The sequence below is a fragment of the Pseudomonas sp. St290 genome (assembly GCF_018325805.1).
Taxonomy (GTDB): Bacteria; Pseudomonadota; Gammaproteobacteria; order Pseudomonadales; family Pseudomonadaceae; genus Aquipseudomonas; species Aquipseudomonas bijieensis.
Genome location: NZ_AP014703.1, coordinates 276,317 through 299,883 on the forward strand (window position 1 = coordinate 276,317; position 23,567 = coordinate 299,883).

8 protein-coding genes are annotated in these 23,567 nt (G+C 60.8%); 7 read left to right on the forward strand and 1 reads right to left on the reverse strand.

Annotated elements, in window-relative coordinates; translation table 11 throughout:
- Positions 1-107 precede the first annotated feature (107 nt).
- The gene (locus tag PBDP_RS01200) at positions 108-13,793 is read right to left on the reverse strand and encodes an immunoglobulin-like domain-containing protein (RefSeq protein WP_212801713.1); all 13,686 of its coding nucleotides are present in this window, start codon (positions 13,791-13,793) and stop codon (positions 108-110) included.
- A gap of 358 nt (positions 13,794-14,151) precedes the next feature.
- Here PBDP_RS01200 and PBDP_RS01205 point away from each other — a divergent pair, with 358 nt between their 5' ends.
- The 7 genes from PBDP_RS01205 (at position 14,152) to PBDP_RS01235 (ending at position 23,158) form a co-directional block, all read left to right on the forward strand.
- A complete protein-coding gene (locus PBDP_RS01205) occupies positions 14,152-15,501 on the forward strand; it encodes a TolC family outer membrane protein (RefSeq protein WP_109751852.1) in 1,350 nt (449 codons plus the stop codon).
- Positions 15,502-15,537: 36 nt separating this feature from the next.
- Positions 15,538-17,694: a type I secretion system permease/ATPase gene (locus PBDP_RS01210; RefSeq protein ID WP_109752337.1), complete on the forward strand. Its 2,157-nt coding sequence runs from the start codon at positions 15,538-15,540 to the stop codon at positions 17,692-17,694.
- Positions 17,684-19,051 (forward strand): HlyD family type I secretion periplasmic adaptor subunit, encoded by a 1,368-nt coding sequence (locus tag PBDP_RS01215; protein WP_109751853.1) that lies wholly within the window; start codon positions 17,684-17,686, stop codon positions 19,049-19,051. The genes PBDP_RS01210 and PBDP_RS01215 overlap by 11 nt, the downstream gene beginning before the upstream one ends.
- 397 nt (positions 19,052-19,448) lie before the next feature.
- Positions 19,449-20,351 carry a TauD/TfdA dioxygenase family protein gene (locus PBDP_RS01220; RefSeq protein WP_163855814.1) on the forward strand — a complete coding sequence of 301 codons (903 nt, stop codon included), beginning with the start codon at positions 19,449-19,451 and terminating at the stop codon, positions 20,349-20,351.
- 37 nt (positions 20,352-20,388) lie between these two features.
- Positions 20,389-21,414 carry an ABC transporter substrate-binding protein gene (locus PBDP_RS01225; protein ID WP_109751855.1) on the forward strand — a complete coding sequence of 342 codons (1,026 nt, stop codon included), beginning with the start codon at positions 20,389-20,391 and terminating at the stop codon, positions 21,412-21,414.
- Positions 21,415-21,419: 5 nt separating this feature from the next.
- The gene (locus PBDP_RS01230) at positions 21,420-22,280 is read left to right on the forward strand and encodes an ABC transporter ATP-binding protein (protein WP_212801714.1); all 861 of its coding nucleotides are present in this window, start codon (positions 21,420-21,422) and stop codon (positions 22,278-22,280) included.
- 11 nt (positions 22,281-22,291) lie between these two features.
- Positions 22,292-23,158 carry an ABC transporter permease gene (locus PBDP_RS01235; RefSeq protein ID WP_109751857.1) on the forward strand — a complete coding sequence of 289 codons (867 nt, stop codon included), beginning with the start codon at positions 22,292-22,294 and terminating at the stop codon, positions 23,156-23,158.
- Positions 23,159-23,567: the final 409 nt, after the last annotated feature.

Genomic DNA, 23,567 nt, shown 5'->3' on the forward strand with positions numbered 1-23,567 from the left:
GTGGCGAGGGAGCTTGCTCCCGCTGGGCTGCGCAGCAGCCCTAAAAAACAGGGCCGCTTCGCCCCCCCAGCGGGAGCAAGCTCCCTCGCCACGGGTTTGTGTCAGGTTCAGCTGTTGTTGTGATCGACCTTGATGGTCGGGTCGCTGCCGGCGATCAACGTGTTCAGGTTGATGTTCGACCAGTTGTTGCCTTCGAGCTTGATCGTCACATCCGGTGTGGCCGCTGCGCCATTGGTCGCGTTGAACTGGCCGGTGGTGCTGACCTGCAGCGAGGACACGCCATCGACCGTGCTGATTTTCAGGAAGTGGTCGATGGTGCTTCCGGTTTCGCCCTGCAGCAGATCTCGCAGGTCGATCCGGTCGCCCTCGCTGGCCTTGAAGTCCTTGATCACGTCAGTGCCGGTGTCGCCGGATTTCCAGACAAAGGTATCGCCTCCCAGGCCACCGATCAGGGTGTCATTGCCCTGACCACCGATCAGTGTGTCGTTACCCGTGCCACCCAGCAGGATGTCATTGCCCTTGCCACCGTTGAGCGTGTCGCTGCCACCCTGGCCGAAAATGATGTCGTTGCCGGCGCCGCCCAGCAGGGTGTCATTGCCATCGTGGGCACCGGACACATCGAACGCGGTGTAGTGTTCGGTGATGTACTGGTGCACGTTGCTGGTGGTGACCTTGCTGACGTCCACGCCGCTCTGCTGGGCCACGAACGCCTGGATGGCCTGGTAACCCTCGCCGGCAATGCCGTTGAAGCTCACCAGGTCGCCGAACAGGATGTCGTTGCCTTCACCGCCGTTGACCGTGTCGGAACCCGGCAGGGTCGCTTCGGTGTGGCCGATGATTGAGTTGGCCAGGTTGTTCGGGTCGATGTTGGTCTGCGGTGTTGAATCCGAGTCGTAGGGCTTGAGGTCGGTCAGGGTCACGTCGTTGTTCAGGCCGATGGCTTCCACCGTGCTCAGGCCTTTCAATAGCGTGAAGCTGTCGGTCGAGCCCGCTGCCGAATCCAGGTAGTTCCAGTATTCGCCATAACCGGTGCCGCCCTGGTTCGACAATTCAAAGGTGCCATTACCCTCGGCATGTACGGTGCCGACATAGCTGTCGGTCCATTTTTTGCCGTTTTTGGTCGACAGGTACATCTCACCGTTTTCGTAGATGGTGTACTTGTGCGTGCTGTCGATCGTCTGGGTGTAGTACTTGCCGACGGTGTAATTGGAGGCACGCAGTACGTCATCGAGTTTGACGTTGTCGTACAAGGTCGGGTTGGTCTGCTCACCGGTCTGGTAGTAGGTCGGTTTACCGTCGGTAATGAAATACGTCAGGTTCTTCGCACCGGTATTGCCCATGGCTTCGGTACTTTTAAAGAAGTTCGCCGTGGTCTTGAACACGTCTTCGTAGTTGGTGCCGCCACCGGAGGCCATCGAGTCGAGCACGCCTTTGAGCTGGGTCAATGCGTCCGGATCGTTAAGGTTGACCGAGATAGACTTGTTCACCTGGCTGTCGAAGTCTGCCAGGAAGATGTTCACGGTCCCGGAGTTGCCACCCAGGCTCTGCTTGAGGGTGTTGAACACCGAGGTCAGCGAGTTTTTGGCCGCGGTGAGGGACGCGTCGCTCATGCTGCCGGAGCTGTCGACCATGAAGGCGATGTTGTAGTTGGTGCCTGGTACCACGGTCAGCCCACCGATGTCAGCGACCACCACGTCGTTGCCGTCGGTACCGGTGACGTTGTCGCTGCCAGACGTGGCGGTGACGGCGTTGTAGGTCGCCGGGTACACCGTGACCGGGATCTGCGCTGTGCTCACCGCCGAGCCGCCGAGGGCTTCGGTGGAGGTCGAGGTCACGGTCAGGTTGAAGTGGCCGTTGTAGTAGGTCGGTGGGGTCAGGGTCAGGCTGCCCAGGTTCCAGCCGGTGACCGAGGCTTCGCCGTTGCTGCCCACGGTCGCGGTATGGCCCGCGCCGTCGCTCAGCACGCTGCCTTCTGGAATACCACCGATCTTCACGCTCAGGCTTTCGGAGCCGTCGGTGTCGGTCAGGGCGGTGGTGATCTTCGACAGGTTCACGCTGGTGCCTTCGGCGCCTTCGTTGAGCTTGTAGCCGTCGTAGTAGCCTTCACCGTTGGTGCCGTGCAGGTCGGAGACGGTCACGCCAGCGTTCACCAGGTCGGTCACGCCGGTGTACAGCGGCACGCCGGCACCGTTCAGGTCGACCGGTGTGCTGCCGTTGATCGACAGGTTCACGTCATAGCTGCCCGGGCCGCTCTGGTTGTGGTGGTAGATGTCCAGGGTGTAGTAGCCGCTGGTGGTCGGCGTGAACGAACCGTTCAACTGGCCGCCAGCGCCCCAGGTCGTTGCCGCCACGGTTTTGCCGCCGATGGTGACCAGCAGGCTGTCATCGCCCGTGCCGCTGAAGGTGTAGGTCTTGCCGGCTTCGAGGAAGATCAGGCCAGAGGTTTTCGATGCCGTACCGGCGTTGACGTTGCTGTCGGACTGCACGTTGGTCACGTTGGTGCTGCTGTTCGGCGTGCCGGCGGCATCGATCACTGACTTGAGCGTGCCGGAGGCCGCGCCGCTGCCATCGGTGCCCAGGCCCGACAGGCCGGTCCAGACTTCCTTGATCAGGCCGGTGGAGGTCACGTTGTTGCCGGCCACGTTGAGGGTCGGTGCGTCGGCGACCGGCGTGATGTCGATCTTCACGGTACTGGTATTGCCCAACGCCTGACCGTCGGTTGGCTGGAAGCTGATTTGCGCGTAATCGGCCTTTTGATCGCCCACGCCAGCCGGGTTGCCGTTGGCACCAGATTCGTTGGCATCGGGGGTAAAGCGCAGCTTGCCAGCGTCGATGTCAGCCTTGGTGAAGGTCTGGTTGTTGGCCACGTCCTTCCAGGTGGCGCCGTCCAGGTACTGCAACTTGCCGTCGCTCGGCAGCCCGGTGATTTTTACACCCTGGCTGGCGGCGGCGCTGTCCACATCGCTGATGCCGAAGGTCGACCAGCCGAGGACCAGCGAAGTGTCTTCGGTACCGGTCACCGCGCCACCGGTGGCCACTGGCGCATCGTTGACCCCGACCACGTTCACAGTGGTGGTTGCGGTGTTGGAGTAGCTCGCGCCATCGGTCACCGTCACGGTGATGATGCGCGGTACGGTGCTCGGGTCTTCGCTGTTGTTGATGAAGCTGATGTTCTTGATCTGCTGCATGTAGTCGGCCAGCGTCGCATTGCCCGTCAGCGTCAGCACGACCTTGCCGTCCGTGCTGTTGGCGTTGATGCTGATGCCATTGACGCTGTTGCCCAGGTTCAGCGCATCGCCAGGCTGACGGTTGGTCAGCACGATGGTGGCGCCGGTCAGCATGGTGCTGTCCGGGTCGGTGATTTTCAGGTCCGTGTCGGCGATGGACACGCCGGGGCCAGTGGTGCCTTCGGTGAACGTCACCTGGTAATCGGCACCGGTCTTGCCGCTGGAGTTGTTGGCGTCCAGGTCGAGTACAGGCGGCGCATCGTTGTCGATGATCGAGGTGCTGACGCTGCCGTTGGTACCGCTGACCGCCAGGTGCTCGAAGTTGCCACCGGTGGCCGAGTCGATCTTGACCACGAAGTTTTCAGTGCCTTCGGAGATCTTGTCGTCCAGCGTCGCCACATTGAAGGTCGTACTGGTGGCGTTGGCCGGGATCTTCACGGTGTAGACACCGGTGAAGTCCGTGCCGTCGGCGGCGGTGCCGCTGTAGACGATCTTGAGTGTCACCTCGGTTTGTGCAGGGTTCGTCAGGCTGACGGTGTATGTGGCCGCCTGGCCTTCGGTGACCGACGTGCTGCCGGTGATGCTGACGGTGGTGTTGTCGACGGTGTCGCCCACGGCCGTCGACGCGCCGGTCTTATCGACCGCGATGGCTTCGAGGTTGCCGCCGGAGGCCGATTTGATCGTCTCGGTGATGGACGGTGCACCGGTGTAGACATCGTTGCCGACGGCCACATCCAACACGCCCGAGCTTGCGCCCGCAGCGATGGTGATGGTTTTGCCGCTTTCCAACGTCACGGTCACCGGACCGTTTTGCGCGGTGACGGGTTTGCCGTCGGCACCGGTCAGGGTCGCGGTGTAAGTGATGGTGCCGTTTTCGTTCACGGTCGGATTGGCGGTCAATGTCACCGTGGTGGTGTCGTTGACGTCGCTGACGACGGTGCTAACCGGAGCGGTGTTAGGAGCGATAGCTTCCAAGTTGCCGCCGGATGCATCTTTGATCGACTCAGTAACCGTCGTTGGACCTTGGTACACGTCGTTTCCAACGGCTACGTCCAACACGCCCGAGCTCGCACCCGCAGCGATGGTGATGGTCTTGCCGCTGTCCAGGGTAACGGTGACTGGACCATTTTGCGCAATGACGGGTTTGCCGTCGGCACCGGTCAGGGTGGCGGTGTAAGTGATGGTGCCGTTTTCATTTACGGTTGGCGTAGCGGTCAGCGTTACCGTGGTGGTGTCGTTGACATCGCTAACGATGGTGCTGACTGGCGCAGTATTTGGAGCAATGGCTTCCAAGTTGCCGCCGGATGCATCTTTGATCGACTCAGTAACCGTCGTTGGGCCTTGGTAAACATCGTTACCCACAGCGACATCGAGCACGCCCGAACTTGCACCGGCGGCGATGGTGATGGTCTTGCCGCTTTCCAGGGTGACGGTGACTGGACCATTTTGCGCAATGACGGGTTTGCCGTCGGCACCGGTCAGGGTGGCGGTGTAAGTAATGGTGCCGTTTTCGTTCACGGTCGGATTGGCGGTCAATGTCACCGTGGTGGTGTCGTTGACATCGCTGACGACGGTGCTGACTGGCGCCGTGTTTGGTGCGATGGCTTCGAGGTTGCCGCCACTGGCGGTACTGATGCTTTCAGTGACGGTAGTCGGACCTTGGTAAACGTCGTTGCCAACGGCCACGTCCAACACGCCGGAACTTGCACCGGCGGCGATGGTGATGGTCTTGCCGCTTTCCAACGTCACGGTCACCGGACCATTTTGCGCAATGACGGGTTTGCCGTCGGCACCGGTCAGGGTGGCGGTGTAAGTGATGGTGCCGTTTTCGTTCACGGTCGGATTGGCGGTCAATGTCACCGTGGTGGTGTCGTTGACATCGCTAACGACGGTGCTGACCGGAGCGGTGTTAGGAGCAATAGCTTCCAGGTTGCCGCCCGATGCCGAGGCAATCGACTCGGTCACGGTGGTTGGACCTTGGTAAACGTCGTTGCCGACGGCTACATCCAACACACCCGAACTTGCACCGGCGGCGATGGTGATGGTTTTGCCGCTTTCCAACGTCACGGTCACTGGACCGTTTTGCGCAATGACGGGTTTGCCGTCGGCACCGGTCAGGGTGGCGGTGTAAGTGATGGTGCCGTTTTCGTTCACGGTCGGATTGGCGGTCAGCGTCACGGTGGTGGTGTCGTTGACGTCGCTGACGATGGTGCTGACCGGAGCGGTGTTAGGAGCAATAGCTTCCAGGTTGCCGCCGGATGCATCTTTGATCGACTCAGTAACCGTCGTTGGACCTTGGTACACATCGTTGCCGACGGCTACATCCAACACACCCGAACTTGCACCGGCGGCGATGGTGATGGTTTTGCCGCTTTCCAACGTCACGGTCACTGGACCGTTTTGCGCAATGACGGGTTTGCCGTCGGCACCGGTCAGGGTGGCGGTGTAAGTGATGGTGCCGTTTTCGTTCACGGTCGGATTGGCGGTCAAGGTCACGGTGGTGGTGTCATTGACATCGCTGACGACGGTGCTGACTGGCGCAGTGTTAGGAGCGATAGCTTCGAGGTTGCCGCCAGTGGCGGTACTGATGCTTTCGGTGACGGTAGTCGGACCTTGGTAAACGTCGTTGCCAACGGCCACGTCCAACACGCCGGAACTTGCACCGGCGGCGATGGTGATGGTCTTGCCGCTTTCCAACGTCACGGTCACCGGACCATTTTGCGCAATGACGGGTTTGCCGTCGGCACCGGTCAGGGTGGCGGTGTAAGTGATGGTGCCGTTTTCGTTCACGGTCGGATTGGCGGTCAATGTCACCGTGGTGGTGTCGTTGACATCGCTAACGACGGTGCTGACCGGAGCGGTGTTAGGAGCAATAGCTTCCAGGTTGCCGCCCGATGCCGAGGCAATCGACTCGGTCACGGTGGTTGGACCTTGGTAAACGTCGTTGCCGACGGCTACATCCAACACACCCGAACTTGCACCGGCGGCGATGGTGATGGTTTTGCCGCTTTCCAACGTCACGGTCACTGGACCGTTTTGCGCAATGACGGGTTTGCCGTCGGCACCGGTCAGGGTGGCGGTGTAAGTGATGGTGCCGTTTTCGTTCACGGTCGGATTGGCGGTCAATGTCACCGTGGTGGTGTCGTTGACATCGCTGACGACGGTGCTGACTGGCGCCGTGTTTGGTGCGATGGCTTCGAGGTTGCCGCCACTGGCGGTACTGATGCTTTCGGTGACGGTAGTCGGACCTTGGTAAACGTCGTTGCCAACGGCCACGTCCAACACGCCGGAACTTGCGCCAGCGGCGATGGTGATCGTCTTGCCGCTGTCCAAGGTCACGGTCACCGGACCGTTCTGCGCCGTGACCGGTTTGCCGTCGGCACCGGTCAGGGTCGCGGTGTAAGTGATGGTGCCGTTTTCGTTCACGGTCGGATTGGCGGTCAATGTCACCGTGGTGGTGTCGTTGACGTCGCTAACGATGGTGCTGACTGGCGCAGTATTTGGAGCAATAGCTTCCAAGTTGCCGCCGGATGCATCTTTGATCGACTCAGTAACCGTCGTTGGACCTTGGTACACGTCGTTGCCAACGGCTACGTCCAACACGCCCGAGCTCGCACCCGCAGCGATGGTGATGGTTTTGCCGCTGTCCAGGGTAACGGTGACTGGGCCATTTTGCGCAATGACCGGTTTGCCGTCGGCACCGGTCAGGGTGGCGGTGTAAGTGATGGTGCCGTTTTCATTTACGGTTGGCGTGGCGGTCAAGGTCACGGTGGTGGTGTCGTTGACGTCGCTGACGACGGTGCTGACTGGCGCAGTGTTTGGAGCGATAGCTTCCAGGTTACCGCCCGATGCCGAGGCAATCGACTCGGTCACGGTGGTTGGACCTTGGTACACATCGTTGCCGACCGCGACATCCAACACACCCGAGCTCGCACCTGCTGCGATGGTGATGGTTTTGCCGCTGTCCAGGGTAACGGTCACTGGACCATTTTGCGCAATGACGGGTTTGCCGTCGGCACCGGTCAGGGTCGCGGTGTAAGTGATGGTGCCGTTTTCATTCACGGTCGGATTGGCGGTCAATGTCACCGTGGTGGTGTCGTTGACATCGCTGACGACGGTGCTGACTGGCGCAGTGTTTGGAGCGATAGCTTCCAGGTTACCGCCCGATGCCGAGGCAATCGACTCGGTCACGGTGGTTGGACCTTGGTACACATCGTTGCCGACGGCTACATCCAACACACCCGAACTTGCACCGGCGGCGATGGTGATCGTCTTGCCGCTGTCCAACGTCACAGTCACCGGACCGTTTTGCGCCGTGACCGGTTTGCCGTCGGCACCGGTCAGGGTGGCGGTGTAGGTGATGGTGCCGTTTTCATTCACGGTCGGCGTAGCGGTCAACGTCACGGTGGTGGTGTCGTTGACGTCGCTGACGACGGTGCTAACCGGAGCGGTGTTAGGAGCGATAGCTTCCAGGTTACCGCCCGATGCCGAGGCAATCGACTCGGTCACGGTGGTTGGACCTTGGTAAACGTCGTTGCCGACCGCGACATCGAGCACGCCCGAGCTTGCACCCGCAGCGATGGTGATGGTTTTGCCGCTGTCCAGGGTAACGGTGACTGGACCATTTTGCGCAATGACCGGTTTGCCGTCGGCACCGGTCAGGGTCGCGGTGTAAGTGATGGTGCCGTTTTCGTTCACGGTCGGATTGGCGGTCAATGTCACCGTGGTGGTGTCGTTGACGTCGCTGACGACGGTGCTAACCGGAGCGGTGTTAGGAGCGATAGCTTCCAAGTTGCCGCCGGATGCATCTTTGATCGACTCAGTAACCGTCGTTGGACCTTGGTACACATCGTTGCCGACGGCTACATCCAACACGCCCGAGCTTGCACCCGCAGCGATGGTGATGGTTTTGCCGCTGTCCAGGGTAACGGTGACTGGACCATTTTGCGCAATGACCGGTTTGCCGTCGGCACCGGTCAGGGTCGCGGTGTAAGTGATGGTGCCGTTTTCGTTCACGGTCGGATTGGCGGTCAATGTCACCGTGGTGGTGTCGTTGACGTCGCTAACGATGGTGCTGACCGGAGCGGTGTTAGGAGCGATAGCTTCGAGGTTGCCGCCAGTGGCGGTACTGATGCTTTCGGTGACGGTAGTCGGACCTTGGTACACGTCGTTGCCGACCGCGACATCCAACACGCCCGAACTTGCACCGGCGGCGATGGTGATGGTTTTGCCGCTGTCCAGGGTAACGGTGACTGGACCATTTTGCGCAATGACGGGTTTGCCGTCGGCACCGGTCAGGGTCGCGGTGTAAGTGATGGTGCCGTTTTCATTCACGGTCGGCGTAGCGGTCAACGTCACCGTGGTGGTGTCGTTGACATCGCTGACGACGGTGCTGACTGGCGCAGTGTTTGGAGCGATAGCTTCCAGGTTACCGCCCGATGCCGAGGCAATCGACTCGGTCACGGTGGTTGGACCTTGGTACACGTCGTTGCCAACGGCCACGTCCAGCACGCCCGAGCTCGCACCTGCTGCGATGGTGATGGTCTTGCCGCTGTCCAGGGTAACGGTGACTGGACCATTTTGCGCGGTGACGGGTTTGCCGTCGGCACCGGTCAGGGTGGCGGTGTAAGTAATGGTGCCGTTTTCGTTCACGGTCGGATTGGCGGTCAATGTCACCGTGGTGGTGTCGTTGACATCGCTAACGATGGTGCTGACTGGCGCAGTATTTGGAGCAATGGCTTCCAAATTGCCACCGGATGCATCTTTGATCGACTCGGTAACTGTCGTTGGACCTTGGTACACATCGTTGCCGACGGCTACATCCAACACACCCGAACTTGCACCGGCGGCGATGGTGATGGTTTTGCCGCTGTCCAGGGTGACGGTGACTGGACCATTTTGCGCAATGACGGGTTTGCCGTCAGCACCGGTCAGGGTGGCGGTGTAGGTGATGGTGCCGTTTTCATTCACGGTCGGCGTAGCGGTCAACGTCACGGTGGTGGTGTCGTTGACATCGCTGACGACGGTGCTGACTGGCGCAGTATTTGGAGCAATAGCTTCCAAGTTGCCGCCGGATGCATCTTTGATCGACTCAGTAACCGTCGTTGGACCTTGGTACACATCGTTGCCGACGGCTACATCCAACACACCCGAACTTGCACCGGCGGCGATGGTGATCGTCTTGCCGCTGTCCAAGGTCACGGTCACCGGACCGTTCTGCGCCGTGACCGGTTTGCCGTCGGCATCGGTCAGGGTCGCGGTGTAAGTGATGGTGCCGTTTTCGTTCACGGTCGGTGTAGCAGACAGCGTCACAGTGGTGGTGTCGTTGACATCGCTGACCACGGTGCTGACCGGGGCGGTGTTGGGAGCGATGGCTTCCAGGTTGCCGCCAGTGGCGGTACTGATGCTTTCGGTGACGGTAGTCGGACCTTGGTACACGTCGTTGCCGACGGCTACATCCAACACGCCCGAACTTGCACCGGCGGCGATGGTGATGGTCTTGCCGCTTTCCAGGGTGACGGTCACCGGACCGTTTTGCGCCGTAACCGGGTTGCCGTTGGCATCGGTCAAGGTCGCGGTGTAGGTGATGGTGCCGTTTTCGTTCACGGTCGGATTGGCAGTCAATGTCACCGTGGTGGTGTCATTGACATCGCTGACCACGGTGCTGACCGGGGCGGTGTTGGGAGCGATGGCTTCCAGGTTGCCGCCAGTGGCGGTACTGATGCTTTCGGTGACGGTAGTTGGACCTTGGTACACATCGTTGCCGACGGCTACATCCAACACACCCGAACTTGCACCGGCGGCGATGGTGATGGTCTTGCCGCTTTCCAGGGTGACGGTCACCGGACCGTTTTGCGCGGTGACCGGATTGCCATTGGCATCGGTCAGTGTCGCGGTGTAGGTAATCGTGCCGTTTTCATTTACGGTCGGATCGGCGGTCAATGTCACCGTGGTGGTGTCATTGACATCGCTGACCACGGTGCTGACCGGGGCGGTGTTGGGAGCGATGGCTTCCAGGTTGCCGCCAGTGGCGGTACTGATGCTTTCGGTGACGGTAGTTGGACCTTGGTACACATCGTTGCCGACGGCTACATCCAACACACCCGAACTTGCACCGGCGGCGATGGTGATGGTCTTGCCGCTTTCCAGGGTGACGGTCACCGGACCGTTTTGCGCGGTGACCGGATTGCCATTGGCATCGGTCAGCGTCGCGGTGTAGGTAATCGTGCCGTTTTCATTTACGGTCGGATCGGCGGTCAATGTCACCGTGGTGGTGTCATTGACATCGCTAACGACGGTGCTGACTGGTGCAGTGTTTGGAGCAATGGCTTCCAGGTTACCGCCCGATGCCGAGGCAATCGACTCGGTCACGGTGGTTGGACCTTGGTAAACGTCGTTGCCGACGGCTACATCCAACACACCCGAACTTGCACCGGCGGCGATGGTGATGGTCTTGCCGCTTTCCAGGGTGACGGTCACCGGACCGTTTTGCGCGGTGACCGGTTTGCCGTCGGCACCGGTCAGGGTGGCGGTGTAGGTGATGGTGCCGTTTTCGTTCACGGTCGGATTGGCGGTCAATGTCACCGTGGTGGTGTCGTTGACGTCGCTGACGACGGTGCTAACCGGAGCGGTGTTAGGAGCGATAGCTTCCAAGTTGCCGCCGGATGCATCTTTGATCGACTCAGTAACCGTCGTTGGACCTTGGTAAACGTCGTTGCCGACGGCTACATCCAACACACCAGTGCTTGCGCCCGCGGCGATGGTGATCGTCTTGCCGCTTTCCAACGTCACAGTCACCGGACCGTTTTGCGCCGTGACCGGTTTGCCGTCGGCACCGGTCAGGGTGGCGGTGTAAGTGATGGTGCCGTTTTCGTTCACGGTCGGATTGGCGGTCAATGTCACCGTGGTGGTGTCGTTGACGTCGCTGACGACGGTGCTGACTGGCGCAGTATTTGGAGCAATGGCTTCCAAGTTGCCGCCGGATGCATCTTTGATCGACTCAGTAACCGTCGTTGGGCCTTGGTAAACATCGTTGCCGACCGCGACATCCAACACGCCCGAACTTGCACCGGCGGCGATGGTGATGGTTTTGCCGCTTTCCAACGTCACAGTCACCGGACCGTTTTGCGCCGTGACCGGTTTGCCGTCGGCACCGGTCAGGGTGGCGGTGTAAGTGATGGTGCCGTTTTCATTTACGGTCGGATTGGCGGTCAATGTCACCGTGGTGGTGTCGTTGACATCGCTGACGACGGTGCTGACTGGCGCCGTGTTTGGTGCGATGGCTTCGAGGTTGCCGCCACTGGCGGTACTGATGCTTTCGGTGACGGTAGTCGGACCTTGGTAAACGTCGTTGCCGACAGCCACATCCAGCACACCCGAGCTCGCGCCCGCCGCGATGGTGATGGTTTTACCGCTGTCCAATGTCACGGTCACAGGACCATTTTGCGCCGTGACCGGGTTGCCATTGGCGTCGGTCAGCGTGGCGGTATAAGTGATCGTGCCGTTTTCATTCACGGTTGGCGTAGCAGTCAACGTCACGGTAGTGGTGTCTACCGAATCGGTAATCGTGGTGACCGCAGGCGCAGTGCTCGGCACCAGGTTTTCGAAATTACCGCCGGTGGCACCGGTGATGGTGGTACTGACTGTGCTGCCGTTGTTATAGACGTCATTGGCCGGTGTCTCGACGTTGACGGTCCCAGTCGTCTGGCCTGCAGCGATGTTGATCACCGCGCCATTGCTCAAGGTCACGGTCACCGGAGTCTGAGCCGGGTTGGTCAGTGTCGCGGTGTAGGTGATCTGACCGCCTTCGGTGATGGTGTTGCTGGCGGTCAGGGTCAGGCCGGTGGTGTCGGCCGAATCGGTAATCGTAGTAACGGCAGGTGCGGTGCTCGGCACCAGATTCTCAAAGTTGCCACCTGTCGCACCGGTAATGGTGGTGCTGACCGTACTGCCGTTGTTGTAGACGTCATTAGCCGGCGTCTCGACGTTGACGGACCCGGAAGTCTGGCCCGCAGCGATGGTGATGACCGAGCCATTGCTCAAGGTCACGGTGACCGGAGTTTGGGCCGGGTTGGTCAGCGTCGCGGTGTAAACAATCGAACCGCCTTCGGTGATGGTGTTGCTGGCGGTCAGGGTCAGGCCAGTGGTATCCGCCGAATCGGTAATCGTGGTGACAGCAGGCGCAGTGCTCGGTACCAGATTTTCAAAGTTGCCGCCGGTTGCGCCCGTAATGGTGGTGTTGACCGTGCTGCCATTGTTGTAGACGTCATTAGCCTGCGTCTCGACGTCGACGGACCCGGAAGTCTGGCCAGCAGCGATGGTGATGACTGAGCCGTTGCTCAAGGTCACGGTCACAGGAGTCTGAGCCGGATTAGTCAGCGTCGCGGTGTAAACGATCGAACCGCCTTCGGTGATGGTGTTGCTGGCGGTCAAGGTCAGGCCGGTGGTGTCAGCCGAATCGGTAATCGTGGTGACAGCAGGCGCAGTGCTCGGTACCAGATTCTCAAAGTTGCCACCCGTTGCGCCGGTGATGGTGGTGCTGACCGTACTGCCGTTGTTGTAGACATCATTGGTCGGAGTATCGACCGCAACGCTGCCGGTGGTCTGGCCAGCAGCAATGGTGATGACCGAGCCGTTGCTCAAGGTCACGGTCACCGGAGTCTGGGCCGGGTTGGTCAAGGTGGCGGTGTAGGTGATCTGGCCGCCTTCGGTCACGGTGTTGCCCGCCGTCAGGGTGACGGTGGTGGTGTCGATGGTGTCGGTTATCTGAGTCACGGCCGGGGTGGTCGGTACGGTCACGGCGATGCCGGTACCGCCGGTGGTGCCAGTGACGGTCACGCTGATTTGGTTGGCGTCGTTATAAACGGTGTCGTTCGGTGCCAGCGGCACGTTGACGCTGCCGGTGGTTTGTCCGGCAGCAATCACGATCACAGAGCCGTTGGACAGGGTCACGGTCAGATCGGTCTGGGGCGCCTGGGTGACGGTCGCGGTATACACCAGCACGCCACCGGCCTCGGTCAAGGTCGGGGTGGCGCTCAGGGTCATCGTTGCATTGAGCACGGCGTTGGCGGTCGTATCCGTGGTGTCGCCACCCAGAATGTTGTTGTCGGTGGCGGCAGCCGCAGTGAGGCCTTCGGTTGGGAAGCCAACGGTAGGGTCGACGCTGCCAGCGGTGGCATCCAGCACCACAAAGCTGTGGCCGCCACCGGCGGCACCACCAGTCCCCGCGGCGGTGGCGCCGGCGGCGGTGGCTTCCAGGGCGGTCGTCGGGTCGACGCCAGCGGCGATGGCTTGCTGCAGTTCTTCTACCGACGGTGCGGCCTGGGCAGTGGCTTGTGCCAGGTCAGTGGAAGAGTCCGGAGCATTGGCGCTCCACTGAGTGTCGCGACCCAGGTCCAGGGTGCGGCCATCGGCCAATTCCAGTGTGACGGCGCCAGCAGGCCCGGTGTCCAATTGGTCGCCTACGTTCAGGCGATCACCTTCAATGAGTACGCGCCGGATGCCCTCGGGGGATACGACGAAAACCTGACCAACAATGCTTTTGACAACGGCAATAACACTGCTCATTGAAGACTCTCCGGGTGCCACGCTCAGTAGACTTCCATGGACCCGGCAGCTTGTAGGCGGCAGCGGTCTGGACGTTCATGTTCACAAAGTAAGGTTATTTGACGCTTTCAAATGTCAATATTTTGGCTCTTATTTTTCAATTATTTTGTTTGTGCCAAACTATTGACCTTATGCCAGCCATCCTAAACAATCATTGGCGTAATGTCACATTGATATTTAAGCGGCGACCTGTTCTTTCGGTGCGTGTTCCAGCTCCTGTTTTGAACTTTCCGACATACGGTCATTCCGGTTGCCATCATCCGATGCAGCGCCACGTTTCGCTGTGATTCAAGACAAGAGTTTCGGGAATAATCCAACCATGCGTTCGCACCTGCTCAAGGCTTTACCCTTCGCCCTCGCCGCCAGTTTCGTACAAGCACAAACCTTGCCGCAGGCCATGCAACAGGCGCTGGACGTCCATCCTGAAATCCAGGCCGGTGTGAACAGTCGCCTCGCGGCCGATTACCAACTCAAGGCCGCCAAGGGCGGCTACCTGCCTAGAGTGGACCTTGCAGCCGGATACGGCCGTGAAGGCACCGACAGCGTCACCACCCGTTCAGGCGGTAACAATCATTGGGAAACCCTGAACCGCAGCGAGTCGAGCCTGCGTCTGTCGCAAATGGTTTTTGACGGTTTTGCGACGTCCAGCGAAGTGGGGCGTCAACAAGCCACCGTCAATGCCCGTGCCTACTCGCTGCTGGACGCATCCGAGCGCACCGGGTTGACGGTGGCCCAGGTCTACCTGGACGTGCTGACCCGTCGCGAGTTCGTGCGCTTGGCCGAGGAAAACCTCAAGAGCCACGAGCGTATCTTCGACCAGATCAAGTTGCGCACTTCCCGTGGCGTGGGCAGCGGCGCCGACCTGGACCAGGCCGAAGCGCGCATGGCCCAGGCCCGCAACAACCTGATCACCGAACAGACCAACCTGGCCGATGCCGAGACCAACTACCTCAGCGCCGTCGGCCAACTGCCCGATCAACTGGAACGTCCTGCCGACTTTATGGCGCTGTTGCCGGCCAACCTGACCGAAGCCCGCGCCCAGATGCTGGAAAACAGCCCGGTATTGCGTTCGGCCGAAGCTGACATCGCCGCTGCCGAGCAACAGTACGAAGCCGCCAAGTCGAGCTTCTACCCACGCTTCGACGCCGAGTTGGGTCGCACGGCCGACAACGACCTGGACGGCCAGAACGGCCACAACAATGAATGGCAGGCCATGCTGCGCATGCGTTTCAACCTGTATGCCGGCGGCAGCAACAAGGCGGACCTGGAGTCCAAGTCGTACCTGTCCAACCAGGCCCTGGACATCCGCAACAACGCGCTGCGCCAGTTGAACGAAGAGCTGGGCCTGGCCTGGAACGCCTTGAACAACGCCAACGCTCAGGTGCCGGTCGCCCAGCAATATGTGGATCGCAGCGCCAACGTGCGCACCGCCTACCAGAAGCAGTTCAGCCTCGGCGAGCGGACCCTGCTCGACTTGCTCGACAGCGAAAACGAGCTGTTCAGCGCATCCCGGCGCCTGGCGGAAATCAAAAACGTGCAGCTGTTCACCCAGTACCGGATCAAGGCAACCATGGGGCAGTTGTTGAAAAGCCAGGGTGTGGTCGCACCGTTGGCATCGGTTGTGCAGAACGACATGAAACCCAAGGTTCAGTTGCCTGGGATGAATTGAGTCTACAACCCGTTTTAATCAGTCAGAGTGCAGAGCGTGGAATCAGAAGTCAGTCCAGTCGAACTCGTTCATGACCCGCGCACGCTGCACGACGACCCGTTGCTGGACGGTCTGTTGGCGCTCTGCATGCTGCATCAGAAGCCGGCCAGCGCGGCGATGCTCACCACCGGCCTGCCGCTGCCCAAGCAACGGCTGAGCGTCGAATTATTGTCGCGTGCCGCCGCCCGTGCCGGTCTGCAGGGCCGGGTGCTGCAACGCAAGCTCGAGCAAATTCCACCCATCGCCATGCCAGCGCTGTTGCTGCTCAAAGACGGTCGCAGCGCCGTGCTGCTGGGCTGGGTCGGTGACGACCAGGCACGACTGCTGCTCAGCGAAAGCGACGGCGGTGAGGTGACCATCAGCCGCGAACTGCTGGCCGATGACTACAGCGGCAAGGTGTTCTTCGCCCAACCGCAGCATAAATTTGACGTCAACCACGGCACGCTCATTCCCCGGGCGCGTTCGTGGTTTCGTGACACCCTCAAACGGTCCCGCTGGCTGTACGCCGATGCCATCGCAGCCAGCTTGCTGATCAACATCATCGCCATGGCCGCGCCACTGTTCGTGATGAACGTCTACGACCGCGTGGTGCCGAACCAGGCTGAATCGACCCTGTGGGTACTGGCCGTTGGTATCACTGGCGCCTATGTGTTCGACCTGATCCTCAAGATGCTGCGCAGCCTGTGTCTGGACCTGGCGGGCAAGAAAACCGACCTGATCATCTCGGCGACGCTGTTCGAGCGCATCGTCGGCATGTCCATGAAGTACCGCCCGGCGCGGGTCGGCAGTTTTGCCCAGAACATCCATGAGTTCCAGAGCCTGCGGGACTTCCTCGCCTCGCTGACCCTCACCAGCCTGATCGACCTGCCGTTCACCCTGCTGATTTTCATGGTCATCGCGATTATCGGCGGGCACCTGGTGTGGATTCCGGTGCTGGCGTTCCCGATTGCCCTGCTGATTGGCTATGCCTTGCAGAAGCCTCTGGTAGCGACTATGGAGCGCACCATGGCCCTGGGTGCCGAACGCCAATCCAGCCTGATCGAGACCCTGGCCGGCCTGGACGCAGTGAAGGTCAACAACGCCGAGAGCGAGCGTCAGTACCAGTGGGAACAGACCATCGGTACCCTCAGTCGCCTCGAACTGCGGGTGAAGATGCTCTCCGGCCTGGCGATGAACATCACCTTGCTGATCCAGCAACTGGCCGGCGTGATCATGATCGTCTTTGGCGTTTACCTGATCATCGCTGGCAACCTGAGCATGGGTGGGCTGGTTGCCTGCTACATGCTCAGCGGCCGCGCCCTCAGCCCGTTGGCCTCGTTGTCGGGCCTGCTGACCCGCTACCAGCAGGCGCGGGTGACCATGACCTCGGTCGACCAGATGATGGAGCTGCCCCAGGAACGCAATTTCGACGAGCGTCCGCTGAGCCGCAAGGTATTGCAGGGTGCTGTCGAATGCCGTCAGTTGAATTTCACTTACCCGGGCCAGCAGAACGCCGCGCTGAAGAACATCAACCTGGTGATCAAGCCGGGCGAGAAAATCGGCATCATTGGCCGCAGCGGTTCGGGCAAGAGCTCCCTGGCCAAGTTGCTGGTGGGCCTGTACCAGCCGGACGACGGCGCGTTGCTGGTGGACGGCGTGGACATCCGCCAGATCGACGTCAGCGAGCTGCGCTACAACATTGGCTATGTGCCCCAGGACATCCAGTTGCTGGCCGGCACCCTGCGAGACAACCTGACCTCCGGCGCCCGTTACGTCGAAGACGAGTTGGTGCTCCAGGCCGCCGAGCTGGCGGGCGTGCATGAGTTCGCGCGGCTGCATCCGCAAGGCTATGAACTGCAGGTCGGTGAGCGCGGGCAGAACCTGTCCGGTGGCCAGCGCCAGAACGTCGCCCTGGCCCGCGCGCTGCTGCTCAACCCGCCCATCCTGTTGCTGGACGAACCCACCAGCGCCATGGACAACACCGGTGAAGAACGCTTGAAGCAGCGCCTGGCCGCCGTGGTGGAAAACAAGACCGTGCTGCTGGTGACGCACCGGGCCTCCTTGCTGTCGCTGGTGGATCGCCTGCTGGTGATCGACCGTGGACAGATTCTCGCCGACGGCCCGAAAGCCGCTGTCATGGAAGCGTTGAAGAAGGGGCAGATCAGTGTTGCTTAAATCCGGTTTGAAGGGTGCCGTGGGCCGCTATTTCAAAGGCTCCGACTCGCTGCACGGGCAACCGCTGCCCGAGGTCAACAAAGCCCTGATCGAGGATGCTCCGCGGGTGGTGCGGTTGACGATCTGGGGCATCATCGGCTTCTTTGTGTTCCTGGTGCTGTGGGCCAATTTCGCCGAGATCGACGAAGTGACCAAGGGCGACGGCAAGGCGATCCCATCGTCCAAGATCCAGAAGATCCAGAACCTGGAAGGCGGCATCGTCGCTGAGCTGTTCGTCAAGGAAGGGCAGATTGTCGACGCCGGCGCGTCGCTGATTCGCCTGGATGACACGCGGTTTGTTTCCAACGTCGGCGAAACCGAGGCTGATCGTCTGTCCATGCTGTTGCGGGTCGAACGCCTGAGTGCCGAGGTCGATGACCGGCCGCTGAACTTCCCGGCCGATGTGCTCAAGGCCGTGCCGGGCCAGGCTGCCAGCGAAGAGTCGCTGTACATCAGCCGTCGCCAGCAGTTGCACGATGAAATCGGCGGCTTGCAGGAGCAGTTGATCCAGCGCCAGCAGGAACTGCGCGAGTTCGTCTCCAAGCAGGCGCAGTATCGCTCCGGCCTGGCGCTGCAGCGCCAGGAAATCAACATGTCCGAGCCGTTGGTGGCCCAGGGCGCGGTGTCGCCGGTGGAAGTGCTGCGGCTCAAGCGCGCCGAAGTCGAGACCCGTGGGCAACTGGACGCTACCACGCTGGCGATCCCCCGCGCCGAATCGGCGATCAAGGAAGTGCAGCGCAAGATCGACGAGACTCGCGGCAAATTCCGCAGCGAAGCCCTGACCCAGCTCAACGAAGCCCGCACTGATCTGAATAAGGCCCAGGCCACCGGCAAGGCCCTGGAAGACCGGGTGAGCCGGACCCTGGTGACATCGCCGGTGCGGGGTATCGTCAACAAGTTGCTCGTGAATACCATCGGCGGGGTGATCCAGCCCGGCAGTGACCTGGTGGAAATCGTGCCGCTGGACGACACCATCCTGGTGGAAGCGAAAATCCGTCCCCAGGACATCGCCTTCCTGCACCCCGGCCAGGACGCCACGGTGAAATTCACCGCCTACGACTACACCATCTACGGCGGGATGAAAGCCAAGCTGGAACAGATCGGCGCCGACACCATCACCGATGAAGACAAGAAAACCACCTACTACATCATCAAGCTGCGCACCGAACGCAGCCACCTGGGCACGCCTGAAAAGCCCTTGCTGATCATCCCAGGGATGGTGGCCTCGGTGGACATCATCACCGGCAAGAAAACCGTGCTCAGCTACCTGCTCAAGCCCATCATCAAGGCCCGGTCCGAGGCGTTGCACGAGCGCTAGCACCCAGGTCTGATTCCCCAAACTGCTGATCCATGGTTTGGGGAGTTTGGCTTGCTTGGAAGCCTTTGTGGCGAGGGGATTTATCCCCGCTGGGCTGCGCAGCAGCCCCCAAACCAGGCAACGCGGTGTGCCAGGAAGATTGAGTTAACTGCTTTAGGGCTGCTGCGCAGCCCAGCGGGGATAAATCCCCTCGCCACAGGATCAGAGTTGCTCCCACAGGTTCTGCCATATGGTTATGCATTTTTAATATTTAAATTAACTTTCTTATACCTTTAAAGTCATCCTCCTGCGTACCTGCCGACCAATCGGCGCGCCGCACGACACAAATCGACACGGGACCTCCGTGAGTTTTTGATCGACACGCGCCTGTAAAGCGCGCTGTGCGTGGGAGTGATGTATGCCAGCCGTCTCTTTTTCTCCAGATTCAAATGCCGCGAACATTGCGCCGCAGTCGTTCGAAATCCGTCCGTTCCCCGATGCCGTCGGCGCCGAGATCGTCGGGCTGGACCTGTCCCGGCCGATCAATGACCAGGATTTCGCCCGCATCCATCGTGCGCACCTGGACTATCACGTTGTGGTGTTCCGCGACCAGCGCATCACTCCTGAACAACAGATCGCCTTCAGCCGCCGTTTCGGCGTGCTGCAAATCCATGTGCTCAAGCAGTTCCTGCTGGCCGGGCATCCGGAAATCCTCATCGTCTCCAACATCATCGAAAACGGCCAATCCATCGGCCTGGGGGATGCGGGCAAGTTCTGGCATTCGGACCTTTCCTACAAAGAGCTGCCCAGCCTCGGCTCAATGCTCCACGCCCAGGAGCTGCCGAGCGAAGGTGGTGACACGCTGTTCGCCGACATGCACAAGGCCTGGGAGGGCTTGCCCGAAGCCTTGCGTAAAGCGGTTGAAGGCCGTTCGGCGGCGCATTCCTACACGGCGCGCTACAGCGAAACCAAATTCGAAGGCAACTGGCGCCCGACGCTTACCCCAGAGCAATTGGCCCAGGTCGCGGAAGTGGTGCATCCGATCGTGCGCACCCACCCGGAAACCGGGCGCAAGGCGTTGTTCGTCAGCGAAGGCTTCACCACCCGCATCGTCGGCCTGCCGGAGGACGAGAGCAACGCACTGCTGGCCGAGCTGTATGCCCACAGCGTGCTGCCGCAGAACATCTATCGCCATCAATGGCAGCCCCATGACCTGGTGTTCTGGGACAACCGTTCGCTGATCCATCTGGCCGCCGGTTGCCCGAGTCATCTGCGCCGCAAGCTGTATCGCACCACCATCCAGGGCGACGCCCCTTTCTGATCGGCTGCGCAGCGCGCAAAGAGCCCGGAGACTCACCATGTCCAAACGCATTGCTTTTGCACCGCTGGCCGCCGCCGTCGGCCTGGGGTTCAGTTTACTGGCCGGCAGCCTGGTCGCGCCCGCCAGTGCCCACGCCGAGGGCGAGATTCGTATCGCCGAGCAGTTCGGCATCGTTTACCTGTTACTCAACGTGGTTCGCGATCAACAACTGATCGAGAAGCATGGCAAGCAGGAAGGTATCGACATCAAGGTCGACTGGACCCAGTTGTCCGGCGGCGCGGCAGTCAACGATGCGTTGCTGTCGGGCTCCATCGACATTGCCGGGGCCGGCGTCGGGCCGTTGTTGACGGTCTGGGACCGCACCCGTGGCAAGCAGAACGTCAAGGCCGTGGCCTCCCTGGGCAACTTTCCCTATTACCTGTTGAGCAACAACCCCAAGGTCAAGACCATCGCCGACTTCACCGAGCAGGACCGCATCGCGGTGCCGGCGGTGGGTGTTTCGGTGCAGTCACGGTTCCTGCAATACGCCGCCGCGAAGCAGTGGGGCGACAAGGACTTCAATCGCCTCGACAAGTACACCCTGGCGGTTCCGCACCCGGACGCCACGGCGGCGTTGATTGCCGGTGGCACCGAGTTGACCGGGCATTTCTCCAACCCGCCGTTCCAGGACCAGGCGCTGCAAAACCCCAACGTCCACGTGGTGCTCAACTCCTATGACGTGCTGGGGCCGAACTCGCCCACGGTGCTGTTCGCCACCGAGAAATTCCGCGATGAAAACCCGAAGACCTACAAGGCGTTCGTCGAGGCGTTGACCGAAGCGGCCGAGTTCGCCCAGAACGACAAGGGCGCGGCGGCGGACACCTACCTGCGGGTGACCAAGGCCAAGATCGACCGGGCGACCTTGCTGAAGATCATCGATAACCCGCAGATCGAATTCACTGTCACGCCGAAAAACACCTACCCGCTGGCCGAATTCCTCTACCGCGTCGGCGCGATCAAGAACAAACCCGCGTCATGGGAAGACTATTTCTTCCAGGACGCCAAACCGTTGCAGGGGAGCTGATCGTCATGAACGCGCGTTTGCAAGGCCACGCGGCCAGCAACCCCACTTCCACCGGCACCGCGTTGTTGTCGGTGGATAACGTCAGCCTGGAGTACCGCACGCCGCAGCGGGTGGTGCGGGCCACCCATCAAGTGAGTTTCGAAGTCGACCCGGCGGATCGTTTTGTGCTGCTCGGCCCGTCCGGTTGCGGCAAGTCCACCTTGCTCAAGGCCATTGGAGGTTTCATCGCTCCTTGTGAAGGCGAGATTCGTTTGCAAGGCCAAACCGTCAGTGCGCCGGGGCCGGACCGGATCGTGGTGTTCCAGGAATTCGATCAACTGCCGCCGTGGAAAACCGTGAAGCAGAACGTGATGTTCGCGCTGTTGGCGTCCCACACCCTCAAACGCCGCGAGGCCGAGGAACGGGCACTGCATTATCTGGACAAGGTCGGCCTGGCGGCGTTTGCCGATGCCTATCCCCACACCTTGTCCGGTGGCATGAAGGCCCGCGTCGCGATTGCCCGGGCATTGGCGATGCAGCCGAAAATCCTCTTGATGGACGAACCCTTCGCCGCTCTCGATGCCCTGACCCGGCGCAAGATGCAGGAAGAATTGCTGCTGCTCTGGGAGGAGGTGCGCTTTACCTTGCTGTTCGTCACTCACTCCATCGAAGAGGCGTTGGTGGTGGGCAATCGCATCCTGCTGCTGTCTCCGCACCCGGGGCGGGTACGCGCGGAAATCCACAGCCATCAATACGATTTGCACAGCCTTGGTGGCGTGGGGTTCCAGCATACGGCGCGGCGGATCCATGGATTGCTGTTCAATGAAGGTCAGCCGCCTGAAACCGAGCGTGAGCTGGATTTCACTGATATTCGTATCGCGTACTAAGGGGAACCTCCATGAGCCATTTATCGCCCGTGCGCGAAGAATACGAAGTCGATCTGCAACCCCTGACCCACGTGCCGCTGGAGCGCGAGTTGCCCCTGGGTCAGCGCCTCTGGCAACAGGGCTGGCTGCGCAAAAGCCTGATCCTGTTGCTGCTGGCGCTGCTTTGGGAGGGTGTGGCGCGCTATCAGAACAATGACCTGTTGCTGCCCGGTTTCCTGCAAACCGCCAGCGCCTTGTACGACGGCTTACTCAGCGGCGAGCTGCTGGGCAAGGTGTGGATTTCCCTGGTGGTGCTGATCAAGGGCTACCTGCTGGGCATCGTTTTGGCGTTTGGCCTGACCACGCTGGCCGTGTCGACCCAGTTCGGTCGCGATGTGCTCAGTACCCTGACGTCGATGTTCAACCCGTTGCCGGCCATCGCCCTGTTGCCGCTGGCGCTGCTGTGGTTCGGCCTGGGGCAGAACAGCCTGATTTTCGTGCTGGTGCATTCGGTGCTGTGGGCGCTGGCGTTGAACATGTATGCGGGTTTTCTCGGTGTGTCCGAAACCCTGCGCATGGCTGGGCGCAACTATGGGCTCAAGGGGCTGCGCTTTGTGCTGTTCATCCTGATCCCGGCGGCGCTGCCGTCGATCCTCGCCGGGTTGAAAATCGGCTGGGCGTTTGCCTGGCGCACGCTGATCGCCGCTGAGCTGGTGTTCGGTGCCACCAGCGGCAAGGGCGGCCTGGGCTGGTACATCTTTCAGAATCGTAATGAGCTGTACACCGACAAAGTCTTTGCCGGGTTGGCGGTGGTGATTTTGATTGGGTTGTTGGTGGAGAACCTGGTGTTTGATTCGCTGGAGCGGGTGACGGTGAAGCGTTGGGGGATGCAGCGTTGAGCATTCCCGGTTGTCTGGGCTGACGCCTTCGCGAGCAAGCCCGCTCCCACAGTTGATCGGTGTTGATCTCGATATTTCGGTTCTACATAGATCCAGTGTGGGAGCGGGCTTGCTCGCGAAGGCGGTCTTCAATCCACCACAGGCACATCAGCCCGCCGCTTGCACTCGAATGCACCATAAATGGCCGGAGGCATTATAGGTTGGGTTTCTACCCGGACTTGCACGTCCGTGTCACCGTTTTTTCAGTGACAAACCCAGACTAGCGGTGGGCCCGAAGCTGGACAAGTTCACCAACATCGCCGCAGCTCGAAGGAAATCTCCTAGGACTCTGCTGAAGCGGTACACAGAACCTGTGGCGAGGGGATTTATCCCCGCTGGGCTGCGCAGCAGCCCCCCAGATGGCTGAAGA

Excerpts from the sequence above, each read along its gene's own strand:
- PBDP_RS01205 (WP_109751852.1), top strand. The coding sequence starts at position 14,152 with ATGCGTTCGCACCTGCTCAAGGCTTTACCCTTCGCCCTCGCCGCCAGT.
- PBDP_RS01200 (WP_212801713.1), bottom strand. The coding sequence starts at position 13,793 with ATGAGCAGTGTTATTGCCGTTGTCAAAAGCATTGTTGGTCAGGTTTTC.
- PBDP_RS01230 (WP_212801714.1), top strand. The coding sequence starts at position 21,420 with ATGAACGCGCGTTTGCAAGGCCACGCGGCCAGCAACCCCACTTCCACC.
- PBDP_RS01220 (WP_163855814.1), top strand. The coding sequence starts at position 19,449 with ATGCCAGCCGTCTCTTTTTCTCCAGATTCAAATGCCGCGAACATTGCG.
- PBDP_RS01235 (WP_109751857.1), top strand. The coding sequence starts at position 22,292 with ATGAGCCATTTATCGCCCGTGCGCGAAGAATACGAAGTCGATCTGCAA.
- PBDP_RS01225 (WP_109751855.1), top strand. The coding sequence starts at position 20,389 with ATGTCCAAACGCATTGCTTTTGCACCGCTGGCCGCCGCCGTCGGCCTG.